Annotated in this window: 24 protein-coding genes; 3 read left to right on the top strand and 21 right to left on the bottom strand. The window is 28.1% G+C overall.

Annotated elements, in window-relative coordinates; translation table 11 throughout:
• Nucleotides 1-4: 4 nt before the first annotated feature.
• From KEC93_RS13730 to KEC93_RS13745, 4 genes are read right to left on the bottom strand one after another with little or no spacing between them, the layout of a single operon-like run.
• Nucleotides 5-343 (bottom strand): PTS sugar transporter subunit IIB, encoded by a 339-nt coding sequence (locus KEC93_RS13730; protein ID WP_077869857.1) that lies wholly within the window; start codon nt 341-343, stop codon nt 5-7.
• Between the two features lies 1 nt (nt 344).
• On the bottom strand, nt 345-668 hold the full coding sequence (locus KEC93_RS13735) for a PTS sugar transporter subunit IIA (RefSeq protein ID WP_077869856.1): 324 nt from the start codon (nt 666-668) through the stop codon (nt 345-347).
• Nucleotides 661-1,722, bottom strand: a complete 1,062-nt coding sequence (gene ypdE, locus KEC93_RS13740) for an aminopeptidase (RefSeq protein WP_077869855.1) — start codon at nt 1,720-1,722, stop codon at nt 661-663. Before ypdE ends, KEC93_RS13735 begins: the two co-directional genes overlap by 8 nt.
• Nucleotides 1,715-3,622, bottom strand: a complete 1,908-nt coding sequence (locus KEC93_RS13745; protein WP_077869854.1) for a BglG family transcription antiterminator — start codon at nt 3,620-3,622, stop codon at nt 1,715-1,717. Before KEC93_RS13745 ends, ypdE begins: the two co-directional genes overlap by 8 nt.
• Before the next feature lie 491 nt (nt 3,623-4,113).
• Between KEC93_RS13745 and fliB the strand changes: the two genes are divergently transcribed.
• Entirely contained in the window at nt 4,114-5,274 is a 1,161-nt protein-coding gene (gene fliB / locus KEC93_RS13750; RefSeq protein ID WP_077869853.1) for a flagellin lysine-N-methylase, read from the top strand.
• A 326-nt stretch (nt 5,275-5,600) separates the two neighbouring features.
• Entirely contained in the window at nt 5,601-5,807 is a 207-nt protein-coding gene (locus tag KEC93_RS13755; RefSeq protein ID WP_039768535.1) for a DUF5808 domain-containing protein, read from the top strand.
• A gap of 206 nt (nt 5,808-6,013) precedes the next feature.
• Here KEC93_RS13755 and KEC93_RS13760 read toward each other — a convergent pair whose 3' ends face one another.
• The 10 genes from KEC93_RS13760 to KEC93_RS13805 all read right to left on the bottom strand — a co-directional run bounded on the left by KEC93_RS13760 (nt 6,014) and on the right by KEC93_RS13805 (nt 14,053).
• The gene (locus KEC93_RS13760; RefSeq protein ID WP_039768537.1) at nt 6,014-7,459 is read right to left on the bottom strand and encodes a lipase family alpha/beta hydrolase; all 1,446 of its coding nucleotides are present in this window, start codon (nt 7,457-7,459) and stop codon (nt 6,014-6,016) included.
• Nucleotides 7,460-7,811: 352 nt separating this feature from the next.
• Nucleotides 7,812-8,099, bottom strand: coding sequence for a putative quinol monooxygenase (locus tag KEC93_RS13765; protein WP_077869852.1), 288 nt, complete (start codon nt 8,097-8,099; stop codon nt 7,812-7,814).
• Between the two features lie 146 nt (nt 8,100-8,245).
• Nucleotides 8,246-8,701, bottom strand: coding sequence for an AraC family transcriptional regulator (locus KEC93_RS13770; RefSeq protein WP_023976401.1), 456 nt, complete (start codon nt 8,699-8,701; stop codon nt 8,246-8,248).
• Between the two features lie 85 nt (nt 8,702-8,786).
• A complete protein-coding gene (locus KEC93_RS13775) occupies nt 8,787-9,245 on the bottom strand; it encodes a hypothetical protein (RefSeq protein ID WP_023976402.1) in 459 nt (152 codons plus the stop codon).
• Between the two features lie 62 nt (nt 9,246-9,307).
• The gene (locus tag KEC93_RS13780; RefSeq protein ID WP_077869851.1) at nt 9,308-9,928 is read right to left on the bottom strand and encodes a GyrI-like domain-containing protein; all 621 of its coding nucleotides are present in this window, start codon (nt 9,926-9,928) and stop codon (nt 9,308-9,310) included.
• Nucleotides 9,929-10,002: 74 nt separating this feature from the next.
• The gene (locus KEC93_RS13785; RefSeq protein ID WP_241394818.1) at nt 10,003-10,410 is read right to left on the bottom strand and encodes an EFR1 family ferrodoxin; all 408 of its coding nucleotides are present in this window, start codon (nt 10,408-10,410) and stop codon (nt 10,003-10,005) included.
• A gap of 326 nt (nt 10,411-10,736) precedes the next feature.
• Nucleotides 10,737-11,099: a YkvA family protein gene (locus KEC93_RS13790; protein WP_077869850.1), complete on the bottom strand. Its 363-nt coding sequence runs from the start codon at nt 11,097-11,099 to the stop codon at nt 10,737-10,739.
• A gap of 158 nt (nt 11,100-11,257) precedes the next feature.
• Nucleotides 11,258-12,289, bottom strand: coding sequence for a helix-turn-helix domain-containing protein (locus KEC93_RS13795; protein ID WP_039768544.1), 1,032 nt, complete (start codon nt 12,287-12,289; stop codon nt 11,258-11,260).
• A 741-nt stretch (nt 12,290-13,030) separates the two neighbouring features.
• Nucleotides 13,031-13,246, bottom strand: a complete 216-nt coding sequence (locus KEC93_RS13800) for a hypothetical protein (protein WP_023976407.1) — start codon at nt 13,244-13,246, stop codon at nt 13,031-13,033.
• A gap of 264 nt (nt 13,247-13,510) precedes the next feature.
• The gene (locus KEC93_RS13805; RefSeq protein ID WP_077870042.1) at nt 13,511-14,053 is read right to left on the bottom strand and encodes an NADH peroxidase; all 543 of its coding nucleotides are present in this window, start codon (nt 14,051-14,053) and stop codon (nt 13,511-13,513) included.
• A gap of 262 nt (nt 14,054-14,315) precedes the next feature.
• Here KEC93_RS13805 and KEC93_RS13810 point away from each other — a divergent pair, with 262 nt between their 5' ends.
• Nucleotides 14,316-15,641 carry a sensor domain-containing diguanylate cyclase gene (locus KEC93_RS13810; protein ID WP_077870041.1) on the top strand — a complete coding sequence of 442 codons (1,326 nt, stop codon included), beginning with the start codon at nt 14,316-14,318 and terminating at the stop codon, nt 15,639-15,641.
• A gap of 73 nt (nt 15,642-15,714) precedes the next feature.
• Here the strand turns inward: KEC93_RS13810 and eno are convergent, their stop codons facing one another.
• From eno to KEC93_RS13845, 7 genes are all read right to left on the bottom strand, one after another.
• The gene (gene eno, locus KEC93_RS13815) at nt 15,715-17,007 is read right to left on the bottom strand and encodes a phosphopyruvate hydratase (RefSeq protein ID WP_077870040.1); all 1,293 of its coding nucleotides are present in this window, start codon (nt 17,005-17,007) and stop codon (nt 15,715-15,717) included.
• A gap of 377 nt (nt 17,008-17,384) precedes the next feature.
• The gene (locus tag KEC93_RS13820) at nt 17,385-18,302 is read right to left on the bottom strand and encodes a 2-thiouracil desulfurase family protein (protein WP_077870050.1); all 918 of its coding nucleotides are present in this window, start codon (nt 18,300-18,302) and stop codon (nt 17,385-17,387) included.
• A 147-nt stretch (nt 18,303-18,449) separates the two neighbouring features.
• Nucleotides 18,450-20,654, bottom strand: a complete 2,205-nt coding sequence (locus KEC93_RS13825; RefSeq protein ID WP_077870051.1) for a PAS domain S-box protein — start codon at nt 20,652-20,654, stop codon at nt 18,450-18,452.
• Nucleotides 20,655-20,695: 41 nt separating this feature from the next.
• Complete coding sequence (locus KEC93_RS13830; protein ID WP_077870076.1) at nt 20,696-22,018, bottom strand: IS3 family transposase; 1,323 nt, start codon at nt 22,016-22,018, stop codon at nt 20,696-20,698.
• 81 nt (nt 22,019-22,099) lie between these two features.
• Nucleotides 22,100-22,555 carry a PAS domain-containing protein gene (locus tag KEC93_RS13835; RefSeq protein ID WP_077869883.1) on the bottom strand — a complete coding sequence of 152 codons (456 nt, stop codon included), beginning with the start codon at nt 22,553-22,555 and terminating at the stop codon, nt 22,100-22,102.
• A 35-nt stretch (nt 22,556-22,590) separates the two neighbouring features.
• Nucleotides 22,591-23,862, bottom strand: a complete 1,272-nt coding sequence (locus tag KEC93_RS13840; protein ID WP_077869884.1) for a sensor histidine kinase — start codon at nt 23,860-23,862, stop codon at nt 22,591-22,593.
• Between the two features lie 12 nt (nt 23,863-23,874).
• Nucleotides 23,875-24,900 (bottom strand): response regulator, encoded by a 1,026-nt coding sequence (locus tag KEC93_RS13845; RefSeq protein ID WP_023975418.1) that lies wholly within the window; start codon nt 24,898-24,900, stop codon nt 23,875-23,877.
• Nucleotide 24,901 lies beyond the last annotated feature (1 nt).

Genomic DNA, 24,901 nt, shown 5'->3' on the forward strand with positions numbered 1-24,901 from the left:
CTCCTTACTTTATTTTTTTCATATCAGCTTTTTTACGTTCTATAAGAACTTTTTTTAATACTGTTGCTCCATCCATCTTGCCATAAGTCTCCTTATCTACAACAACATAAGGAATCTCATGTGGATCAATAATTGATTTAATATAATCCAACTTATGTGCAATTTGTGGTCCTACAACAACCGCATCACACCCTTCTACTTCACTTTCAAGAACATCTACAGGAATTGCAGTGAATATAAAGTCCTCCTCTTTAAGTTTTTCACTTTTTTTAATGGTGTTTTTCATACTATCCATAAGCATAGTTGTTGAAAAACCTCCTGCACAGCATAATACAATTTTCATTTTATTTTTCCTCCCTTTCTTCAAATACATTTATTAACGCCTCAATTAGATCTCTGGCTAATTGAGCAGTCATATAATGGTCTTGTGCATGTACCATTAATAACCCAACTTCAGGTTTATTTTCGATATTTGACAATTCAGCAGTTATAATCTTTGTTTGAATTTGATGAGCAGCCAAATCTGCCTCTCTGGCTTCATTTAATAATTTACGAGCCTCATCATACTCTCTTGTCTTTACCTTTTTTAATGCTTCAAAAGATTTTACCTTACTTTCACCTGCGGAAGAAATCATCTCCATAATAATGCTTTGTTCTACTTCAGTCATTTTCATATCCTCCTAAAAAATCCATAAATTTTTCGTAATTTTCATGTTTTAAACGATAACACAGCTCATATACAAGTTTAATTAAATTTTCCAAATCATCACTATGGACAAAAGAATATGCGCCATGGCAATATCTTAATGGTATTCCTAAGACCAATGATAGTTTTCCTCCTCGATCTAAATGGGCATTTCCAGCATCAGTTCCTCCTCCGCTAAACATATCGCATTGATATGGAATTCCTTTTTCATCCGCCATATTCATGACATACCTTAGGAGCTTTATATTCGGGGACATTGTCTTATCATAATGCACAATCATTGGTCCCTTTCCAATAAGACGATGATTTGTATAATTTTTTGTAAGTTCTGGATTATTTGCTACATCTAAAGCAAATACTATGTCTGGATTGATTATATAGGTTGAAGTTTTCCCTCCTCGGATTCCTACTTCCTCACTGCTTGTGCCAACGAAATAAATATCGTTTTCCAAATCATCTTTCATCTTCTTCATGACCTCGGCAATAACATAGCAGCCAGCCCTGTCATCCATTGCTTTTCCCATATAAACCTTTTCATTTGATAATTGTCTAGCACCACTTGCGAAGCAAACCATATTTCCTATCTCTACACCCAATGATTTAACTTCATCAAAAGTGTCGCATCCAATGTCAACGTACATATCTTTTACATTTCCTTCACTATCTTTCGTAACATTTAACAGTCCCTCTATTTTTTTGCCAGTAAAGGTTGTTAACCTAACTACCTGCATTTCTTTGCTTTTATCCTGCACCCCGCCGACAGCCATAAGATAGATAAAACCGATATCAGAAATACTGCGGACTATAAAGCCCACTTCATCCATATGGGCACAGAACATAATTTTCAGTGGCTTCTCACCTTTCCCTTTTTTATAAAATATAACGCTTCCGATATTATCGCAAAAAACCTCATCACTATATTTTTCAAGTTCCTTGTATAAAATTTTCCTGACTTCATTTTCATTTGAAGCTATACTATCCGCATCACTTAATGCTTTTAATAAAATATCATTCATAATTAGCACCTCCCATCTCTTTCATCACCGCCATAAGCTCTTCAAAAGATCTAACACGAATCACTCTTTCCAAGTATTTTGGCTCCTGCATAAGCTGATATAACTTTTTAGTAATATCTTTATAGACTTCTACCTGTTCCTTTTTTAAACAAATCATAAAAACAATCCTTACTTCTTTTTCCCGCCATAGAAAAGGCTTCTTTAATATACTGACTGATATTACATTTCTTAAAGCATCTGTTTCAATTGGATGAGGTATGCATACGCCGTTTAAATAAACGGTACTTGCAAATGCCTCCCGTTCCATAACTAAGTCTGCATATTCTTCCTTGCCATATTCTTTCTTTTCAATGTCTTCTGCCATATCTCTAATAAGATGTTCATAATCATCATCTTCTGCTATATTGAAAAATTCTTTTGAGAAATAGGAATAGTATATTGGATTTTCATTTATGAATGTATAGGCATCATAATCATCACACTCAAGAATCTGCCTAATTCTATATAGATCTTTGTCATCCAAGAGCTCTTTTATATAAATGATAGGTATGTGGGCATCATAAGATATTGGTATAACTGTAAAAATAATATCTGGTTTATAGCTGATCATCTCATCCTGCTGCAAAAAAGAGAAGGTTTTGACTTCTGCCTTTGGGAATACGGATTCAAGCTGCATTTTAATCATATATGCGCTTCCACCGCCAGAAGAGCATACTACGCAGATTTTATTGTAAGATTGAAGCTTTAGCTGTTTCTCCTTTACCATATGTGCTGCAAAATGCATAGCTACAAACCCTATCTCATCAAAGGTAAATTCTACATTATATTTTTCATGGAGAATATCACAAAATTGTATTGCTATATTAAATATCATGGGATATGTGATACTTAGCTCATTTGCCAGAGCATTTTTATATGAAATTTTATTGTGAAGCCTGTCTACTAATAAGGATATATGCGAAAGTAAAAGCCGTTTCAAGTCCTGATCTTCAAAAAAATGAGTATCATAAGTTTCATCTGTTTTTTTCAAAAAAACTTCTATATCATCAATCAAATTGTCAGTGAAAGAAACATAGGTATCTTTCCTATGGATATTTTTCTGCATAACTTCTATCAATTCCTCAACGCTATCCTTATCAAAGCATACCTTATATTTCTTTTCCATTGTATGAATTAATGATTCAACAATTTTTTCAATAGGATTAGATTCATGAAATTCATAATCTTGGACAGGTTGTTTATTTCCTTTTAGTGAAATATATATCATGGACTTTAGATAAACTATCATATTTAATAGCTCATTATAATTAATATTTAATTTTTCTTTGTTCATCTGTCTTATCAATTGGGACTCAACATGTGAAAAGTCCATTACAACACCGTCAACTGCCATTCTAACAAATACGTTTTTAGTTTGATATTCCTGGCATAAGTATTTTTTAAGATTTCTATCTGAAGAAACTATTCTTATTCCATGATGGCTCTTTTTTTCCAAAGCCAGATGATAACCTTTAGCTAGTTCCTCTACCTCTTTAACATCATGCTTGATCAGTGTTTTAGAAACTTGAAAAGTGTCTGCAACTTTATCCATTGAAATGTATTCATTTTGGACTGATAAAAATGCCAGTATTTGAGATGGTCTTTCTTTTATCTTAAAAACAATGTTTTCATCTAAAGTTTTAAGAAATTTCTCGAATAATTCATCGTCTTTAACCTCTAATAAATACCCCACTCCCCTTTTTGTATGTATTTCAAATCCTTTGCTTGCCGAAATTCTCATGAGATATGAAATGTCACTTTGAATTGTTCTTTTAGATACTTTGTATTTATGAATAAAATATTCAATTGAACAGTAATCTTCATTGTCTATGAAGTCACTCATTATCTGACTAAATCTCATCTGAACTCCACTCTCCTATTTCTTATATTATTATTATATAAAAATAATCTGCTAGATAAAAGGAGACCTTTTGCATATAAAAATGCAATAATTTTCCTAATATGTAGCTAACCCACAATACAATACTTCTCTAAATATCAATCATTATTCAAAAATACTGCACTCTCCACTATTTTATCTCTAAGGGACATTTTATGAAAATCAAAAGTAATTTCATTTATCCTTTTATTCTTTGCAGTTAAAAAATTATCCATATAATCAAACAAGTATTATTCCACAAAACATTGTTCTCTCATTAAAATACTTTTCTCAATACTCAATTAAGTGGTATATTATAATGGAACTCGGGCATATTCAAGTAAATAACAAGTCAATGACACTATGGGATGTTCTTATATCAGAAAAGTTCCGTATTGTATCATAGCTACTCTTTTTATATGTGTCTATTTTCTTCTATATGCCCTAATTAATAAACATAAGAGGTAATTTACATGAAAACAATAGTACCCCATTATTATAAAGATTTTAAATGCATCGCTTCAAAATGTACTGATACTTGTTGTGCTGGGTGGGAAATTATAATTGATGATGAAACATATAAGAATTATAACAATGTAAGTGGTGAATTTGGTGAAAGATTAAGATCAAATTTAATATTATATGAAGATGGAGAGCCTGGTTTTGTATTACAAAATAATAACTGCCCGTTTTTAAATAAAAATAACCTTTGTGATATCTATACTGAACTTGGAGAAAAAAGCTTATGTTATACATGCAAGACATACCCAAGGTTAATAGAGGAATACAGTAATTTACGTGAGATGGGGGTATCTTTGTCCTGTCCTGAGGCTGCAAGATTAATTCTTCAAGGTCCTAAGCCAATTACTTTTGAAGTTTCAGACGATTATGAAGAGGAAAACCCATATGATGATATAAATTTTGATATTTCCATGCAGCTAATATCAGCTAGGAAAATGGCCTTAGATATTCTACAAGACCGATCTATAGATTTAAATCATAGGATTGCATTAGTAATTAATTTTGCTCATGATATTCAAGAAGAAATAAATAAAAATGAACTATCAAAAATTAAAAATATAGTAAATAGATATTCTAGCGGATCTTATAAGAAAGAGCTTCTTAATAAGTTTGATAAGTATAAAGCAAAACAATCTTATAAGTATAAAAATATGCTTAAATGTATGAATGTGTATAAAAATCTCAATCCTATTAATGATAACTGGCCACAAATACTAGATCATGCTATTGACTGTTTTTATAAAATAGACAATGTTACTTTTTATAAAAAACAATATGATGCTTTTAATGAATATTATAAAACTAGAACCTATGAATATGAACACTTAATGGTATATTTTATATTCCAATATTTTATGAAAGCTATTTTTGATGAAGAATTATGCTCTAAAGTTACACTAGCTGTCATGAGTTATCTCATTATTAAAGAGTTAAATGTAGTACGCTGGATTGATAATAATTATAACTTTGATATAAATGATCAAATAGACATAATGCATATGTATTCTAAGGAAGTTGAAAATTCAGAAAAAACCCTTTATGACCTTGAGGAAATGTTTAATACGAGCAGAATATTTGATTTAGAACGATTACTTATTTTAATAATGAATTAGAAATAATGAGAGTATACGGAATACTTATATTTCACAGTAACGCCTAGTATTGGTGCTATACTCTCATTTTTGACTATTAATAATTGTTCATCAAAATTTTAAAACCTTGTACAGTATTATTAGTTATAGAATAATCTCTACAGAGTCTTTTTGGTAAATACACTATGAAATTAGTATATTTTTAGCTTTGCATCCTGTTTTCAAAATCAATATTCAAAATTTATATGTAGATACATTAGACATTTGAATATTTACAATTAAAGGTATATAATTAAAAAAATATAAAATTAACTATTTGTATATAAATATAAGGAGATGTATTTCTAGTGAATAAAGATGATGACCCTAGACATTGGAAACTTGGAGTTTTCTACTATAATCCAGATAATCCATCTGAATCTGTTGATAAGAGAAATGGTATAGGAAGCACTATTAATTTTGGAAGTAAAATTGGTAGACGTATAATGGCATCTATTTTGTCTATTCCAGTTATAATAATATTATTAGTATTTGCTGCTTTTAGATTTTTTTAATAATACAAAATTTTAAAGTTTGAATCAGAATATACTTGTAAAATGACACGTTTAAGAAGTAATAAATATTGGTTTTAGGCGATAAAATAAAAATGTTTAAAATATAAAGGATTAAAAATATTAAGCGAAGTTAATTAAACCTGCCTTAGTATTTTTAATCCTTTATTTATAAGCTATAATGCTTCATATAAATTTTATAATACTACCTAAAAACCCTTATTTTTAAGATCTGATACAATTTCCACATATTTTTCTATTACATCAAAGTCTTTATAGTCATCTCTTCTTAGATCTATAATATCTCCATGAGAGATTCCACGCCTTCGTTTATTTCTCAATACCCCTTTAAATTCTCCCCATTTAGCAGATTCAATAGATACCAGACCATCATTTTCACCTTCTGTTAACTTTACTAAAATATATGGTATTACAACAACATAATCACTAAATATATTTCTAACTACAGATGTGTAACTTTGATAATACACCCCATCTACGTCTTTTACCTCTTCATTGAATTTTTTACTATGATACGTTGAAAACTGTCTGCTTGCAGTATAAAAGTCAGGATTCTTATCACCTAGAAATCTATAACGCTTATCAAAAAATCTTGCAATGGATTTATAAATTCTATCAGGAATTTTGCAAGCAAGATCAACAAACTTACATCCTCTGTGTGGAGATGATATCATAGTTAATGATGCAACGTAATCTCCCATTTTTAATTTGCTAATCATATAACGTGAATCTAGTCCACCTTTTGAGTGTGCAATAATATTTACCTTTTCACATCCTGTTTCTTTCAATATACCTAATATTTTATTTTTTATATCTTCTGCATTATACTCAACTGTTCCCCAAGCTTCCTGATTTCCATAATAAACTGTGGCTCCATTACGAATTAACTCTTTAGGTATCCTGCCCCAGTAATTAATATATTTTAAATCTCTAAAACCTACACCATGAACTAATACAAGAGGATATTTTGTTTTACATACTTCTGAATCAACACGCGCTTCATGATTAATTACTTTATAACACTCATGATCATATTCTATTGCTGCAATGTGACAAGCATATAACATCACAAAAATATTTACGATTGGAATAAGACTCCAAAAGCCTACTATAAGTCTTTTTACAATATTTAATCTTCTTGAAGTACATAAAATTCTTAGCATTCCATTGATAATTAAAATAATAATGTTTAACATAACAATAATACTATCAATTACTAATATATGTTCTGGAATTGCTAATCTTTGCATTATTGTATTTCCTATTAAATATATAATAATTTGAACAAATGCTGTATATAATCCATATAAAACAAGACATCTTCCGCCTAACATTATTCTTAATCTAAAGTTTACTATTTGCTTTTTATTATTTGGAATTATGTTTATTTTTATAAAAATATATAGAATAAAAATAATTATCTCCGTTAAAATAGTCCATCTGTATATAGCATTATCTTGTCCAAATTTGCTATGTTGGATTAAAAAATATCCTAACGCAACAATATGTGGCGCAAATATAAAATATATATACATTAAAATCTTATGTAGCAAATTTAATTTTTTCGTGATATCCAAGAATATGGCGCTAAGCGTTATTAGTGTTAATGCAAAAATCACTATAATTTCGGTCATATTTTCTCCTTTCTTTAATTATAATTCTTATTAAACATTTCAATTTTACCATATTATGTGATAAAACCCTATAATTTTAAGAAGGATATGTATATGAAATGATTACAAAAGCATTTTTAATGATATTATTTTAGTTATAAGAATCAGTTTAATATTTATGATAATATTGAAATAGATTTGAATTCTATTGATATTTGAGGTAACATATTTAAAGCTAAGATTTTCTAAATTCAAGAAAATCTTAGCTTAATTTATTCTTACTACGTCTCAATGCCTAGGAGTATATTTAATATAAATTTTTATCTATTAATACAAAATAGAGCAACCATTCTACATTTAACGTTTCTACTATTTAAGGAACAGGAATGTATGTAGCTTTATCTCTCGGAGCTGAAAACAACTGTTCAACTGTATTTATCCATTTTTTAAAGTGTTCGGTTTCCATATGTTTGTTCACATCGTCTTCTGATTTATAGCCTTCGTAAAGTAAAAACCTAGTTGAATCATCTTTGCATTGAAAAAAATCAAAGCATATAATTCCTTTTTCTTTCAATGAATTATTTTTATTTTCCTTAGTTGCTTTAATAAACTCTTCTATGTGACCTTGTTTTACATAAATTGTTACACTTTTTACTATCATAATTAATCCCCCTTTATATGCAAAATAAAATTTTAATAAACTAATTATAGCATATTAGGTAAGTATTTCATTATTGACTACAGATAGATGTATATTATATACAGCATTTTCTAACTTTATAGACTGCTTATTCACTGAATATTTTTTTATAATATAGGCACACAAATCTCGCAATAATGGTTACTTATCATTTGCATGGTATAACGTTCAATAATCTTTCTTTTATCATCAATTTTATAATTTCTTTTTGATAACTCCGAAAATATTTCAAGCCATGCTTTTTGTATAGCATCTACTGTATGATTTATTTTAAACACACAATATTTTCCACCAATAGTTTTTCCAATGTTAATATTCTTACTTTCAAAATCAAATTCATCAGAAACAACTAGACATGCATCATAGCGGCAATCTGCAGGTTCTGTAATCTCAGGATTATCTTGAGTTATTCCTAGGATTATTGACCTTTCATTAAATAAGCTATTTTCTTCAGCCCAGCTTTTCAATTTTTCCATTACTTGCACATTTTCTAAACCATAAGGACCTACTTTCCTTATATAAGCAATTTCATATTCTGGTATCATTTCAATATTAATGTCCATACTTTACCTTCTTTATTAATAATGTACACCGGTGCCTGAATTCATAATATAATGCTTTAAAATGTATTTCAACTTATTTTTTATTTTACTGAACAGAAATATATAAATAACAATGTGCATTTCCATCTTTTGCGTATTCACTAGGAACAGTGATTTCATAATCCTCCGAAAATGCCCTCTTTATATCTCCTAATTTTTGCTCACTCCATACCTTTTCCCATGCTTTTTTTGCACACACATCTATTTTCCCATCCTCATCTCTTTCATCATATTTTTTATATAGGCCTGTTCTCACTTTCATTTCCATTTTCTCAAAAAAATCAGGTGTTACATTCATTATTGTAAGGTCATAATCCCCTCTTTCATCACTAGAATAGTTGCTATATTTTGAAATTGGAGAAGCATCTTTTTGAAGTATATGTTCACTATCAAAAAGAAGAGGTAATTTACCACTTACAATATCCCCCCATAGTTCATCAATCATTTTTATTCCCTCATCAGAATTATTTGTTCTTATTGTTATATCTTTCAATTTATATGCCATAGTATTTCTCCTTTATTGTATAAATAATTATTGATTTTACCTCTTGTACAAATTTAAGTTTATTATTTAGTTACCGTATATCTTAATACTGTTTTTAATTTATCTCTTTCAACTTTTCTAGCGTCTGATAAATATATTTCTCTATGAACTAAGCTTCTAATCTTCAAATTATTTTCGTTAATATAGTCTTTCATCTTACTAAAAGTTTCTGGTTCAGCATCATAAGAACCTATGTGTAGCATTTGAACTGATAATCCATCTTCTATTTCATCAAAATAAACTTCTTCTAATAATTTATCTGGCTTCTTCTTATTAACAATTTCAAAGGCTTTCTCTGTTACTTCTTCGTTTACAAAATATGGTTGTTTTATCATTATTGTATATATCAGTTCATCTTTATTAAATACCTTACTACTCTTACCGCTTTCAGTCATATCCCATAATCCTTCTAACGGATAAACAGTATATTCAAAATATCCATTAGGTATAAAACCACTTTTAGGCATCATTCTTACTGCATAAGCAAGAGAGTATAATACAGCAATTCTATTAGAAAAATCCCCATTATTCGAATTCCCTTTTCCCTTAATACAGAAATATTTTGCTTTAGGAATTTTAACTAAAGCTGGTTTTTCTCTTGGCAGATAGATCTCTTTTTCCTCTTTTCTCCATTCATATTTCAAAATCAACACCTCCATAATCATTATAAATTGCTAAATATGACAACATGCTGTCATATTATAAATAAATCTTAATACTAACACCATATAAGTTCATTAATACTTATATTAGGATTTCTATATCTTCTTCTTTTCTTAGTTTTCGTTTTCCATTGAATTGCTTCTTTTGGACAGTATTGAATACAAGCTGCACACTGCTCGCAATTATGTTTCCATACTGGCTTATTAATATTAAATTGTATGTTATTAACAGGGCAAATTTTTTCACATAATCTGCAGCCATTACAATTATCATTAACCCAAAAATCTTTATCTCTTAGATGTAGGTTTTTCACTATCTTGTCAGTAGTTTTGATAAAAATCCTATCAATTAATGTATCAAATATCAATGGGCTAACTTCACATTTGTAGTTTTCGTGTTTTGTAACTATATTAGCTATATGTTTTACTTTATATTTTTCTTTTTGGAAAATTTTGTTTTTCAATAGAAATTGATCCAAAGGCAAAAATATTATTAGCATTGCAAAAAATGCCACAAAACTCATTATGAATAATGTGGCATATCGATTTATGCATATTGGGGTTTAATTAACCTAATATTATAATATAGGAATATCATCTTAACCACCAAATATTCTTGTAATTTACATCAAAAAGTTAAATACTAAATTTCTAAACTCTTTTCTATTACTAAACATGGCTGGATAATTTACATTTTAAATTGTAAAAAAGTTTTATTTAAAACAATGTTTCTTTAAAAGAATATTTAATTGAAACATTGAACATTCATTTATTTTTAATAAGGTTTCATTTAAATAAGTTTTAATGTTAGAAATATTAACGCTATCCATACTAATAAAATCGGTATGGCAAAATACCACCTTTTAGGTTTTCCGCTAATCCATAAGTTTTCTGCTTCAATTTTACATTTGCTAAGTACTTCTTCTGGTATAAATTTTATTGTTATTGCAATAAGTATTGGAAGTAAAATTATATCATCTAGCAAACCTATAACTGGTATAAAATCAGGTATAAGATCAATTGGTGATAACGCATATATAATTGTAATCATAGCAAAAACTTTTGCAATTACTGGTGTTTCCTTCTTTCTTAATGATATATATACGGCAGGTATATCTGATTTTAATTTTCTCGCTCTGTCTTTTAGTCCCAAATTTAAATCTCCTTTAATAAGATTGTTTTTACAATTCTTTTTGACTTTATATTATGTATGCTGCAATATCCTTAAATTTATGCAAAATTAAAAATCACTTAGATAAATATTAAATCTATTTTATTTCTAATCTTAAAATAAAATAGACTTAATATTGTTTATTCCAACAGAGACTTTATTCTTGGATCATCTTTAACAAAATCAATATTCTTTCTTTTTCTTAATACCCTTTTTACTAAATCTTTATATTTATCTTTGGTCCAATTATTAGTCACATCAAATTTCATATGCTTATATAATTTTGATTTAATAGAGTCATCCATTGTACTTGCTTCATTTACCATATTTATAACCATCTCTATAGTTTTTTCTTTATCTTTTTTTTCTATTGCCAAAGATAAATCTAATTCATATTTATGGTACGCTCCTAAATCAAATACCTCAGCAATCTTTTTAGCACGATCTATGTATTCTGCTGCCTCTCTAAATTTCCTTTCCTTATACAATAGCCTTATTATAAGAGATAATACAGCAAATGTTTCGTCACCATTTTTTCTTAACTTATCTTCATAAATACCATAAGCCTCATCTATTTTATCCATACTTTCAAATAATATTGCTTGTTGAATTTTTTTATCTACGTCTACTTCTGGAATTTTATCTAATACTTCCTGAGCCTTTTCATATTCTTTTTTCTCCCTATAAATTGCTGCTAAATCTAATTTTGCCATAGAAGCTGTTTTTTCCTTATTACCAGCTACTACAATTTCAAGCCAAGCAATAATTTTTCTTTCATATTTTTCTTTTTCCTCAATTTGAGGTCCTAACAAATATATTCTTAGCACTTCTGATATCATTAATATTAATTCATCACAACCTGGATATTGTTTAATCAAATCATTGCCTTTCTCAAAAGCTTTTTTAATTCCCTCTCTTGATGCAGTTTCACCTACCTCTTTTGTAAGTTTTTTTACTTCCGTATCTGTTAATTCCTCATTAAATGTCAATAAAGTGTTAACATCTATTTTTAAGACACGTGCAAGAGGTGGCAGCAATGTTATATCTGGATATGAAACTCCATTTTCCCACTTATTTACTGCTGGAGTACTTACATTTAAATAATCAGCAACCTGCTCTTGAGTAAGATTTTCCTTTTTTCTATAATGCCTAATAACTTCACTTATAATCATAAAATTAACTCCTCTATTTATTATGTCCTTATTGATTAAATAAAACATTATTGAGTTCCTCATTGAAAATTTGAAATATTTCAATTTCGGCTATATCCACATAAATTTGATTCTCACCGCGGAACTTTATAATTAAATGATATCAAAGCTACATAATTTGAGCAATTGAAGACTTTTCATCTTTTATTCATAAAAATTAACCAATAGTTAATTTTTTATAATATCACCATTTTAACTATTAGTATGAGATGTCAGTCATACTATTTTTAATTCATCTGTTTAGTTGCTTATATTCATAGGCGTAAAACTTATCTACTAATCATCAAATTTTAGGGAGAAGAAAGTATTTCTTTTATTTTATTTATTTTTCTTATGATGCATCGATTTTGTATCTACTTAATAATTTTATATATTAGTTATAAAAAAGCTGAGACTTCCTAATTATAAGAAAGTCTCAGCTTAATTTAATCTATCTTCTCCTCTATTGGTCTTCCTATTAAACACGTTAAGAATAATGATATCCGTATTCAATATTGTACTTATTCTATAAAAATAAACTTTTATAGTTCATTAGTTAAAATATCAATTAAATACTATTTTTTATTTGTTATATTTAGCCTAAATTCTTGATTTACGTTCTAAAAATTTAAACCTTCTATTTCAATTTATTGTTATCCTTTTCTTTAGTTTCATCTTTTATTTTAGTTTTTCTTAAAACTATTTTTATAATATATTCCATATCTATACCTCATTGTTATATTGAAAAGTAATTTTTATATAAATATTATCTACAATTTGATAAGTAAACTTTGATTTGATATTTTTAATATTAGAAAATTTCTCAATATAGTCAATATCGGATAAAGTTAAATCTTTTAATTCAGCAATAAATTCAAAATTAGAATTTCTAATTAATTTTTTATTTACAACTTCTATAATAGGATCATTCTGATTCATAAGCTATCCACTCCTGCTTTATAATATTTTATCATCATGTAAATTACAAAATCTCAAAAATAAAATAAATCATGAAATTCCATCTAATTTATAATTTATTATAAATTCTCTTTAATTATATCTGAAACTTCTTTTAAATAATCTTCTCGAGTTTCTCTTATAACATGTGGAACTGCTAATAATAAAATATGTTTTATATCTTCAATAACAAAAAAATTAAATGTACCTTTGTTTATAGTTTGTCTAATTTATAACTAACTATTTCTATTTAAAATATCTATCCAATAACCCCTTGAAAGCCTTTCCATGTCTTGCCTCATCTTTACACATTTCATGTACTGTATCGTGTATGGCATCTAAGTTTAATTTCTTAGCAAGTGTTGCTAAGTCTTTCTTACCTTGACATGCTCCATGTTCTGCATCAACTCTAGCTTGTAAGTTAGCTTTTGTATCTGCTTCTACTATTTCACCTAATAATTCTGCAAATTTTGAAGCATGCTCTGCTTCTTCAAAAGCTATTCTCTTATAAGCTTCTGCAACTTCTGGATATCCTTCTCTATCAGCTTGTCTTGACATAGCTAGGTACATACCAACTTCTGTGCATTCTCCAACAAAGTTTGCTTGTAATCCATCGATTACTTCTTTATCTACACCTTTAGCAACTCCAATTATGTGTTCATCAGCAAAAGATAATTGGCCATTTTGTTCAATGAATTTTTCTGTTCCTACTCCACACACCGGACATTTATCTGGTGCTTCTTCTCCTTCATAAACGTAACCACAAACTGAACAAACAAATTTTTTCATAAATTCTCTCCTCCTAAATTTTAATTAGTATATATCTGGTTAATTACCCAATTATATATATTCTACATTTATATACAATTTCCTTTTATTTTTCACTTAATTTCTTAATCTTTTTCTCTATTTATCAATATAATTTTAGTATATTATTTGTTTTTTTGAAAATATGGTTCTATTATAAATATTTCTTGTTGGATTTTATATTGATTTACAAATATAATTAAAATATAAACTAATTATCTTGTTGCTTAAAGGAGTGATATTAATGCTTGATAAAGATTTAAATATTTATAATGATCTTGATCTATTTATGGAGATTTTTAATAGCATATCTGACTTAGTTTTCTTTATTAAGATAGATAATGAGAACATTTTTAGATATCTGTTTATAAATAAACAAGCTAAAAAATATATACATTTAAAAGAAAGTCCAATCGGAAAAACTATTTATGAAATAATGCCTAAAAATGTGGCCGATTTAATTACAAAACAATATAAAGAAGCTATTAATAAAAAAGCTTGCGTAACTTATGAAGATAATTTAGTTAAATGGTATACAAATTTAGAAGAATTCCCCTACTCTTCTAGTGAGTTTAAACATTTTGAAACTAAGGTTACACCAATCTTAAATAACAATAGTGAATGTACACATATAATTGCTATTGTACGTGATATAACAGATAGAAAACTAGCTGAACAGGCATTAAAAGAGAGTGAAGAAAAATATAGATTAATCGCAGATAATATGACTGACTTAATTAGCATTATAGACACTAATGGATTTATAAAATATGTATCTCCTTCTTATGAATTTGTTTTAGGATATCCTATTGATACCTATATTGGCAAATCCATTTTAGATTTTGTTTATTTTGATGAAGTAGAAAATATTAAAGAAAAGTTTTTTGATTTAATTAAAAATAAAAATGTTGCAACTGTAGAATTTCGTCATAAACATGTTAATGGAAATTGGGTTTGGGTAGAAGCAAAAGCTTCTGCTGTTTTAGATGAACATAAAAATGTTTCTCATGTTCTTATGCTTGCTAGAGACATAACTAAAAGAAAGTTGCTTGAAAAAAAACTTAAACATATGGCATATCATGATACTTTAACCGGATTACCAAATCGTAGACTTTTCAAAGCAAATTTACTTCAGGCCTTAAATGAAAAAGAGAGATTAGGACAAGATATTTGTGTTATGTTTATGGATATTGATAAATTCAAAATAGTAAATGATACACTTGGGCATGATATTGGAGATGAGCTTTTATGCCAGTTTTCTCAAAGAGTAAAGGAATGTTTAAGAAAAAATGATATTTTAGCACGTTTTGGAGGGGATGAATTCTGCGCGTTATTATTAATTAGCGAAAGAGAGAATGCTGAAAATATTGCTAAAAGAATTTTAAAAGCTCTACAAGATAAATGGTTAATTGGAGAATATGAATTTTTTACTACTTCAAGTATTGGTATTGCTTTTTACGAAAATGGCTTAGATGATGATACTCTTATAAAAAATGCTGATATAGCATTATATAAAGCGAAAGAAAAAGGAAGAAATAATTATAAAATATTTTACAATTCAATCAAATAATATTTTCTACAAAAAAAGCATAGCTACAATTGTAAATTGTAAGTCTATGCTTCTTTCTTATTTATTCTATATATTATTTTAAGTTAAAGAAAGCTTTTTTGCCTCTATATTCAGCAGCATCATCTAATTCTTCTTCAATTCTTAATAACTGATTATATTTTGCAACTCTTTCAGATCTTGCTGGTGCTCCAGTCTTTATTTGTCCTGCATTTACAGCTACAACTAAATCAGCTATAGTTGTATCTTCAGTTTCTCCTGATCTATGTGAAACTACAGCAGTATATCCAGCTCTATTTGCCATTTCTATAGCATTTAATGTTTCTGTTAATGTACCTATTTGATTTAACTTAATAAGAATTGAGTTAGCTACACCAAGATTAATACCTTTTTCAAGTCTTTCAGTATTAGTAACAAATAAGTCATCACCAACTAATTGAACTCTCTTTCCTAATTTTTCAGTAATAAGCTTCCAGCCTTCCCAATCTTCTTCTGCCATACCATCTTCGATTGAAATAATTGGATACTTATTAACCCATTCTTCGAAGAAATCAACCATTTCTGCTGATGTTAATGTTCTTCCTTCATATTCTAATACATATTTACCATCTTTATAATATTCTGATGAAGCTGCATCGATTGCTATAAAGATCTCTTCTCCAGCTTTGTATCCAGCTTTTCCTATAGCTTCGATTATTACATCAAGAGCTTCTTGATTTGATTTTAAGTTAGGAGCAAATCCTCCCTCATCGCCAATACCTGTAGCATAACCTTTATCATTTAAAATTTTCTTTAATGTATGATAAACTTCAGCACACATTCTTAGTGCTTCACTAAATGTAGGCGCTCCAGCTGGCATGATCATAAATTCTTGTAAATCTACAGAGTTATCAGCATGTGATCCACCATTTAATATGTTCATCATAGGGACTGGCAATACTTTTGAATTAACTCCACCGATATATCTATATAAAGGCATATCTAATGAATTTGCAGCTGCATTTGCAACAGCTAATGAAACTCCTAATATAGCATTAGCACCAAGCTTACTCTTATTGTTTGTTCCATCTAATTTAATTAGCATTTTATCAATGTAAGTTTGTTCAAATACATTGCATCCAATTAATTCTTCTGCAATAATTTCATTTACATTTTTAATTGCATTTAAAACGCCTTTTCCTAAAAATTTATCTTTATCACCATCTCTTAATTCCACTGCTTCGTACATTCCAGTTGATGCACCTGATGGCACAGCTGCACGTCCTGTAGTTCCATCTTCTAAATATATTTCTACCTCCACTGTAGGAAAACATCTTGAGTCCAAAATTTGCCTTGCAAGTACGTCTACAATTTCTAAATAATCTTTCATTTTTACATTACCTCCCAAATAGTCTATTCAATTGATAATTATCAATAAATCTAATCCCACTTCTTAATCGTTAAAATTTATTAAATTTTACTCAAAGATTTTAGCAATACTTACTTAAATTAAGAATACTTTTTCCTAATTGATATTCATCACAAAATAATACTTCTTTTATACCTATTTTTTATATAAATAATTAAATTTATGTTTAAATTATATCATTATATTGTAATTTTATCTATATTATCTTATATTTTTCTAAAAGAAGTAAATATTCACATTTTAAATTTCACTATTTTAATCAAACAATTTAATCTTATTCAAAAAAAACAGATATACATTATAACCATTTAGTTTTTACAATATATTTTCAGTATTTCTTATTTTTTAGCTCTGTTAAGAATCGGACTAGATCCAAATGAATAACCTTCTCCATATAATTTAATTTCTAACTTAATTAGTTCTTCAGCTAAAATTGTATTTGATCTTAAATCTGTTGGTTCTTTCACTATATCAAGCTCAATACCCTTATTCTTTCTATAATAACTATAATTTTTCCACATCCATCCTTTTATTTTTTTTAGAGTTGATGGTTTTCTAATAATCTCTAGTATGGTTTTTCTATATTTTTCTATATCTTCTTTTTGAATATTATCTAAAATAGATAATTCATGTCCTAAACTTCTTGATGTTTTTTCATCTAGTTCTTGGCATAAAAATTTTACTATATGCCATACTTCATAGAGTTGATTTTTATTTTCTATTTCTGCTTCTTTTATCCAAGTAAACGCGTTTACTCTTCTTACTATATCCCATCTTTTTATTGGACTTTCTAAATCATCTGCACATACCAAGAAAAATCCTTCATTAAGTAACATAGCGCCAAATATTTCTGGCGGATTACCAAGTCTCTTATCCTTTAAAGTTGTTCTATATACGCCACAGCTTGGACTACCTTCTTTGTACATATATATGTATATTCCTTCACGCTTTAATAATTCTAATGAATATTCACAAGCTTTTATGAGTTTATCTGTAACATCTTCTCCTTTTCTATTTTTAATCTTAGCTGTTCCTTGTAAAACATCTTCTCCACTCCCACCTTTTATGCTTATAGGTGTTCTTGGAACTCCTAACCCAGCAAGGCATTCTGGACACAAAGGATAAAATATAAATTGTTCTTTTTCTCTGCCAAAATTTTTAACATAATCAAATCCTTTACCGTTATATCTTACCTTTGAGCCAAAACAACATTCACTAATTCCAACTTTTATCTTTCTTTTCAGTACTGTCTCCATATAAACACCTCTTTTGAAACTTTTTACGTAACACACTCTTAAACCTTTAAATTTAAATCTGTGCATAGATTAAGTTATAATACTTTAATCTACGCACAAATTTAATTGCGTTACTTTTGAAATTGCAACATTTCACTAATTATAAACTTAAACATCCTGCTTTTTAGGAATTTTTATAATGAAGCACGCACCACCTTCAGGATTATTTTTTCCTTCAATATTTCCTTTATGGATATTTACAATAACATCGTAGGCAATATTAAGTCCAAGTCCTGTTCCTTTTCCTGCTGGTTTAGTTGTGTAGAATGGTTCAAATAATTTATTTAGCGCGTCTTCTCTTATACCAATTCCATTATCTTTTATTTCGCAGTACACATATTTCTCATCCATATATGTCTTAATTGCTATAAGTCCAAATTCATCGCTCTCTTTTTCCTTAATAGCATACACGGAATTTAAGATAATATTTAATATAACCTGATTTATTTTTTGCCTGCTGGCTTGAATTAGTGGGATATCCTCATATTCTTCAATCACATTTGCTATAAACTTAATTTCATTTCTAGCAACAATTAAAGTATTCTTTATTCCAAGATTAAGATCATACATTTCAAATTGATTTGATTGATCTTCATGCGCGAACCATTTCAGTCCTTTTACTATTGTACTCAAACGCTCTATACCATCTTCTGACTCATCAAATAGATTATCTAAGTCCATTAATATGTAGTCTATCTTTTTAGATTTTCCCAATTCTTTAATTTTATCTAATTCTCTTTCAATTAAACCAATATCCTTTTGCTCAGCTTTTAATATTAATTCTTTATATGCATATATTAGACTTTTCAAATTTTTCGTATAACTTTTCAACATTTCAAAATTACTCGATACAAAACCTAAAGGATTGTTAATTTCGTGAGCAACCCCAGCTGCAAGCTGTCCAATTCCTGCCAACTTTTCTTGTTGAATCAATTGAGCTTGAGTAATTTTAAGTTTGCTTATGGCTTCTTTCAATTCTTTATTATTTTTCTTTAGCTCCTCTTCCATAAGCTTTCTTGAAGTAATATCCTCTCTTACTGATATAAAATGAGTAATATCTCCCTCTTCACTCTTAAGTGGTGCAATACTCGTATATTCCCAATAATTACTTCCATCTTTTCGTTTATTATAAAATTCACCTCTCCACTCATCTCCTAGAAGTACGCTTCTCCACAAATCTATATAATAAGTTTTTTCATGAAAACCTGATTTTAATATACTTATATTTTTTCCTTTTAATTCTTCATTAGTATAGCCAGTCATATCTGTAAACTTAGGATTGATATACTCTATCTCTCCTTTAATATTAGTAATAACAACACTGCTTGGACTGTTTTCAACCGCCAAAGATAGTTCTTTAATTTTTTCATATGCCTGTTTCCTTGAACTAATATCATTTGCAACTGAAAGAATTACCTTTTGCTCCTGAAGATTAAATATATGTAAATTCACTTCAAATGGAATAATAAAACCACTTTTTGTCTTAATATTTACTTCAATCATATTTCTATTTTTCATAATAGCTCTATTTATTTTGTCAATGTAGTTGTTTCTGATTTTTTCTTCTAACAAATCAAGAAATGACAGTTCTCTAAACTGATCTTTAGTATATCCTAATTTTTCACAAGCTAAATTATTAACTTCCAAAAATTCTCCTATACCTTCGCCTTCTGAAAACTTATTTACAAAAATGCAGCTATTAACATTATTAAAGAGTTCTCTATACTTTTCTTCACTCCTCATCAGTGATTTTTCATTTTCTTCTCTTTCAAAAGCATTCCCAATAATCTCTGAACTTATCTTTAATAAATATAAATTGCTTTCTTCCCATATTTTGCTTTGTTTTACGCTGTCAAAGCCAATAAATCCAATGACTTTTTTATTACTATACATTGGCAGTACTAATATAGCCTTAATATCCTGAGCTTCCAAAATCTCTTTTTCTTTCTCTGCTTCTATTGGCATTAAAGAAATATCTCTAATATTTATAGCCTTACCATTAGTGATTTCATTCATCCACCATGGTATAGATTCAAAAGGTATGTCTTGAAGCGATTCTATTTGAGCTTCTATCGCTTCAGCACACCATTCAAAAATATTACTTGTAGTTTGCTTTTTATAATCATTTACGAAGATATATACTCTGTCAGCATCGCTTAATTTCCCCATATCTTCTAATGCCTTATTGATAACTTTCGAATCAAATTTTTCTAGAACACAACGTGTAGAAATCTCTAGTAATCTTTCTTCAAAATATAATTTTTCATAGAACTTTTTTTCTGCTGCTTGTCTATTTTTAATTAGGCTGCTCATTTTTTAAAATGGTTCCTATGTCAAGGACATTTTGAAAAAGGCTAGGCAGCTATGAGCTGGTTTCTGTATTGTACAGGAGCCAGCTTTTTAAGTCCCCACTGATATCTATAATTATTATAATACTCCATATAGTTATCAATTGAAGCTTCTAATTCTTCAAATGTTGAACAACTTTTTAAGTCAATTTCATCTTTCATATGACCAAAAAATGATTCCTGCGGGGCATTATCCCAACAATTTCCGCGCCTAGACATAGACTGACCAATTTTATATTTTTTAAGAAGTTTTTGAAATCTAGGACTAGTATAATGAACTCCTTGATCCGAATGAATAAAGGCATCTTTATTTAGTAAATTTTTGTGATTTTTCATCAACTTTTTAATAGTTTCGGTAGCTATATCTAATGTAAGGCTATTGGAAAGCTGATATGAAAGAATTTCATTTGTTGAAGCATCTTTAATAGTTGACAAATAAGCCCTATTGGATGCTCCATATGTTAAATAAGTTATATCTGTTAATAAAACTTTTCCGACCAAATCTTGCTTGAATTCTCTATTTAAAATATTAGGTACAACAGTATGCTCATGAGTAGCTTTCATCATTCTACGATAAGGGTTAGCTTTTCTAATTGGGCACTCAATATTATATTTTCTCATGATTCGTTGTATACATTTTCGATTTATTATAAGATTAAATTCATTCTCTAACACCATTTTTATAGAACGAGAACCTTTCTTGTAGCCCCTATGATTAAATGCTTTAAGAATGATATCCTTCAATTCTAAATCCTTTTCTTCTCTACGATTACGTTTGCCTGTTGATTTTAAATAATTATAATAGCCTGATCTAGATACTAAAGCTACTTCGCATAAATGTGAAACCATATTTTTATAGTTATATGTCAAAATTATATGTTGTATTATTACAAAGATTGATGATGCACTTAGTTTACTATTTTTCACCTGCCTTTCTTGCAGCTCGATTTTTTTTAATAGTTCTGCCTCAGCTTTCCAATAAGCAATTTCTGCATCCTTTTTGGCTATTATTTCTTCAACGGTTAGTTCACGTTTAAGTGGACGACCACTGTTTAATTTTCTAGAATCTCTTAGACCAAGCTCTCCTGATTCATTATAAGCATTACGCCATCTTTTACTTGCACACCAAATTCTATTATTTCCAATAACATCTATATCAAATTCAGCATCTTGAAAAATATGAATAGGTAGTTTTCCCTTGCTACGCTCAGCGATAAACAATATTTTAAATTCATCTGTATATGTAATTCCACGTTTACTTACAGATTTAACATATCTATTTTTTGATAAACTTTTAATTTCTTCATCTGAAAATAATTTTTTACTCATTCTTTTCACAACCTTACTATATTTCTTCTTATCTTTTATTGTACAAAAAAAGAACCTATTGAAATAGTCTTTTTTTAGTGTCTATTTCATAGGTTCCATTTTATTTAACTGACTTTCTTTTAATTTATTGTGTATTCTTTTTTGCTCTGTAATATCAGTAACTATCCCTATTATCCCTAATACTTTATTACTCTCATCCAAATTAGGCGTTCGACTTACAATAGTATCATACATTAACCCATCTGCATGAGAAATGGTTGTCTCATAATTGTTAGCTTTCTTAGTATTAATCACTTGATTATCCAAGCTTGCAAATAGATCTGCTACCTGTTTGGTTGTAATTTCATAATCCGTATTCCCCACTATAAATTTTCTTTTTACTCCTATTGCTTTTTCAAATGCTGTATTACACCACAAATATTTTCCATATACATCTTTATAAAACATTGGATTTGGAATTAAATTAAATATCTTATCATCAAATTCTTCATTAAAATGTATTTTTTTTAAGTCTTTATTTTCTTTAAATATACTCATCCTCAGTGCCCTCCAAAATACTATAATTCTCTTTATTAAATGGGCAATTTCATGATGATGGTTGATCCTTCACCATATACACTTTTGGCTAACAAATGACCCTTGTGTTTGACTACAACAATATCATAACAAATGCTTAAACCTAAACCAGTTCCTTCCCCTGGTTCCCTTGTAGTAAAGAAAGGATCAAATATTTTATTTATATTTTCCTCTTCAATACCGATTCCATTATCACTTATCTCTAAACAAAAATACTCATCTTCCTTATAAGTCTTGATATTTATATTGCCTTTTCTATCTTTAATTCCTATATAATAAATAGAGTTTTTTATAATATTAAAAATAACTTGTTCAATTTGAAACCTGTTACACTTAATATAGTCATCCTCAATTAAGTCTAGTTTTAAGTCAAATAAATCATCAAGCTTGTATTCTTTAAGTTCCATTTTTAAAATTTTCATAGATTCTTCTATTAATTCACTGATCTTATTCATTTCTAAGTTATCATAAGCATCTTCATTAGAAAATCTAATAATATTTTTAATTATGCTGCTTATCTTTTCAAGACCTTCATTAGTCTCAGTTATAACTGGTTCAAAGTCTGACAATATAAATTCTAATTTGCTACTGGAATCAGCTAATTCTTTAAGTTCTTTATTATCAAAAAAACACTCTTCATTTTCCTTAATAAAAGTTAAATATTTATCTAAATATTCTTTTAGAGTTTTAGCATAACTTTGAATTGTATATATATTAGAAGTAACATACCCTAAAGGTGTATTAATCTCATGAGCAATTCCTGCTGAAAACCTTCCTATAGTAGATAATTTTTCCCTATTTACTAATTCAATTTGTGTTGTTTTGAGCTTTGCATTTGACTCCTTAAGTTGAGCATTAGTATTTTTTAGATTATTATAAGATTCCATCAAAGCATTTTGATATTCCCTCATCTTTATTGCTGATTTTAATCTTGATGTGAATTCAATAGGCTCGATTGGCTTATTAATGTAGTCATTAGCTCCAAATTCAAAACTCTTTTCTAAGTATTTTTTATCTGTTAGCGACGTAAACATCAAAATAATCACATTCTTATTGTTTCTTCTTATAATCTCCAAGGTTTCTATTCCAGATAACTTAGGCATAACTATATCTAATAGTATAATATCTATATTCTGAGTATTCATAATTTCAATAGCTTCTTCTCCTGATGCTGCTGTTATAATATTGCATTTAATTTCACTGATTTTAATTACTTCTTTCGCAGTAATTATATTAAACTTTGTATCATCAACGATTAAAATATTCATAATTCCCAACTCCTAATCTGCAATTTTTAGACCTGTATTAATGTTTATTAAGAACTTATCAGGAACTATAATAATCTTACCTCCAAACATTTTACCCAAATTATCTAAGAAATTTAATATTAATTTAGCTTCTGTCTTACTAATAGTCTTTAAGAAATTATTCTTATTTCTAATGAAGAAATTGATATTTAAAGTAGTTTTATGTGTGAAGTTTAATAATATTTCGTCTTCTTTCGAATCCCAAGTAATAACTTCTAAAACATTATTAAATATTAACTCAAATACTCTCTTGTTACCTAAATAATTAATTTGAGCAGTATTATTATTATCATAAATTATGGGTAAATTTCTGCTTTTTAATTCATCAAACTTGGACTGTAAAGAGTTTAAAGTGAAGGTTTCAGAAATACTTGGAATAGTCTCTAAATATTGAAAATATACTTTATCTATCAGCTGATTTATATATTTCTGCCTAGAGCACTCATCCTTTGAATTGTCATACATATTATTTTTTAAATCAAAGATTATTTTTGAAACCACTTTAATATAATTAATATCCTTTTGACTATTCTTTACTAAATTGTTATTACTATCAAGAATCTTTTTGTATAACTTATTTTTTTCTTCTATTTGAACTTTAAATATTTCATTTTCCTTTACTAATTTATAATACTCTAAAGCTTCATGAATAGCTGGAAGAAATTCCTCTTCATTATTCCATGGCTTTGTAATATACTTAAAAACGCCTACTTTATTTACTGTAACTATTACCTGAGATATTTGAGCATATCCAGAGAGTACCATTCTAACAGTGTTAGGAGATATTTCTTTAACTTTTTCTAAAAGCTCTAAACCATTCATCTTCGGCATTCTCATATCTGTAACTATTACAGCTATTTCATTTTCTTGAAATTGTTCTAATGCCTTTTCGCCACTAGCTGCAAAAAGTGATTTAAAATCTTCTTGAATAGTTATTCTCTTTATTGAATTTAATATATTAGTTTCATCATCTACAAAAAGTACATTAAATCTGTCCATA

Origin of the sequence: Clostridium beijerinckii (assembly GCF_018223745.1) — a bacterium.
GTDB classification, from domain to species: Bacteria; Bacillota; Clostridia; order Clostridiales; family Clostridiaceae; genus Clostridium; species Clostridium beijerinckii.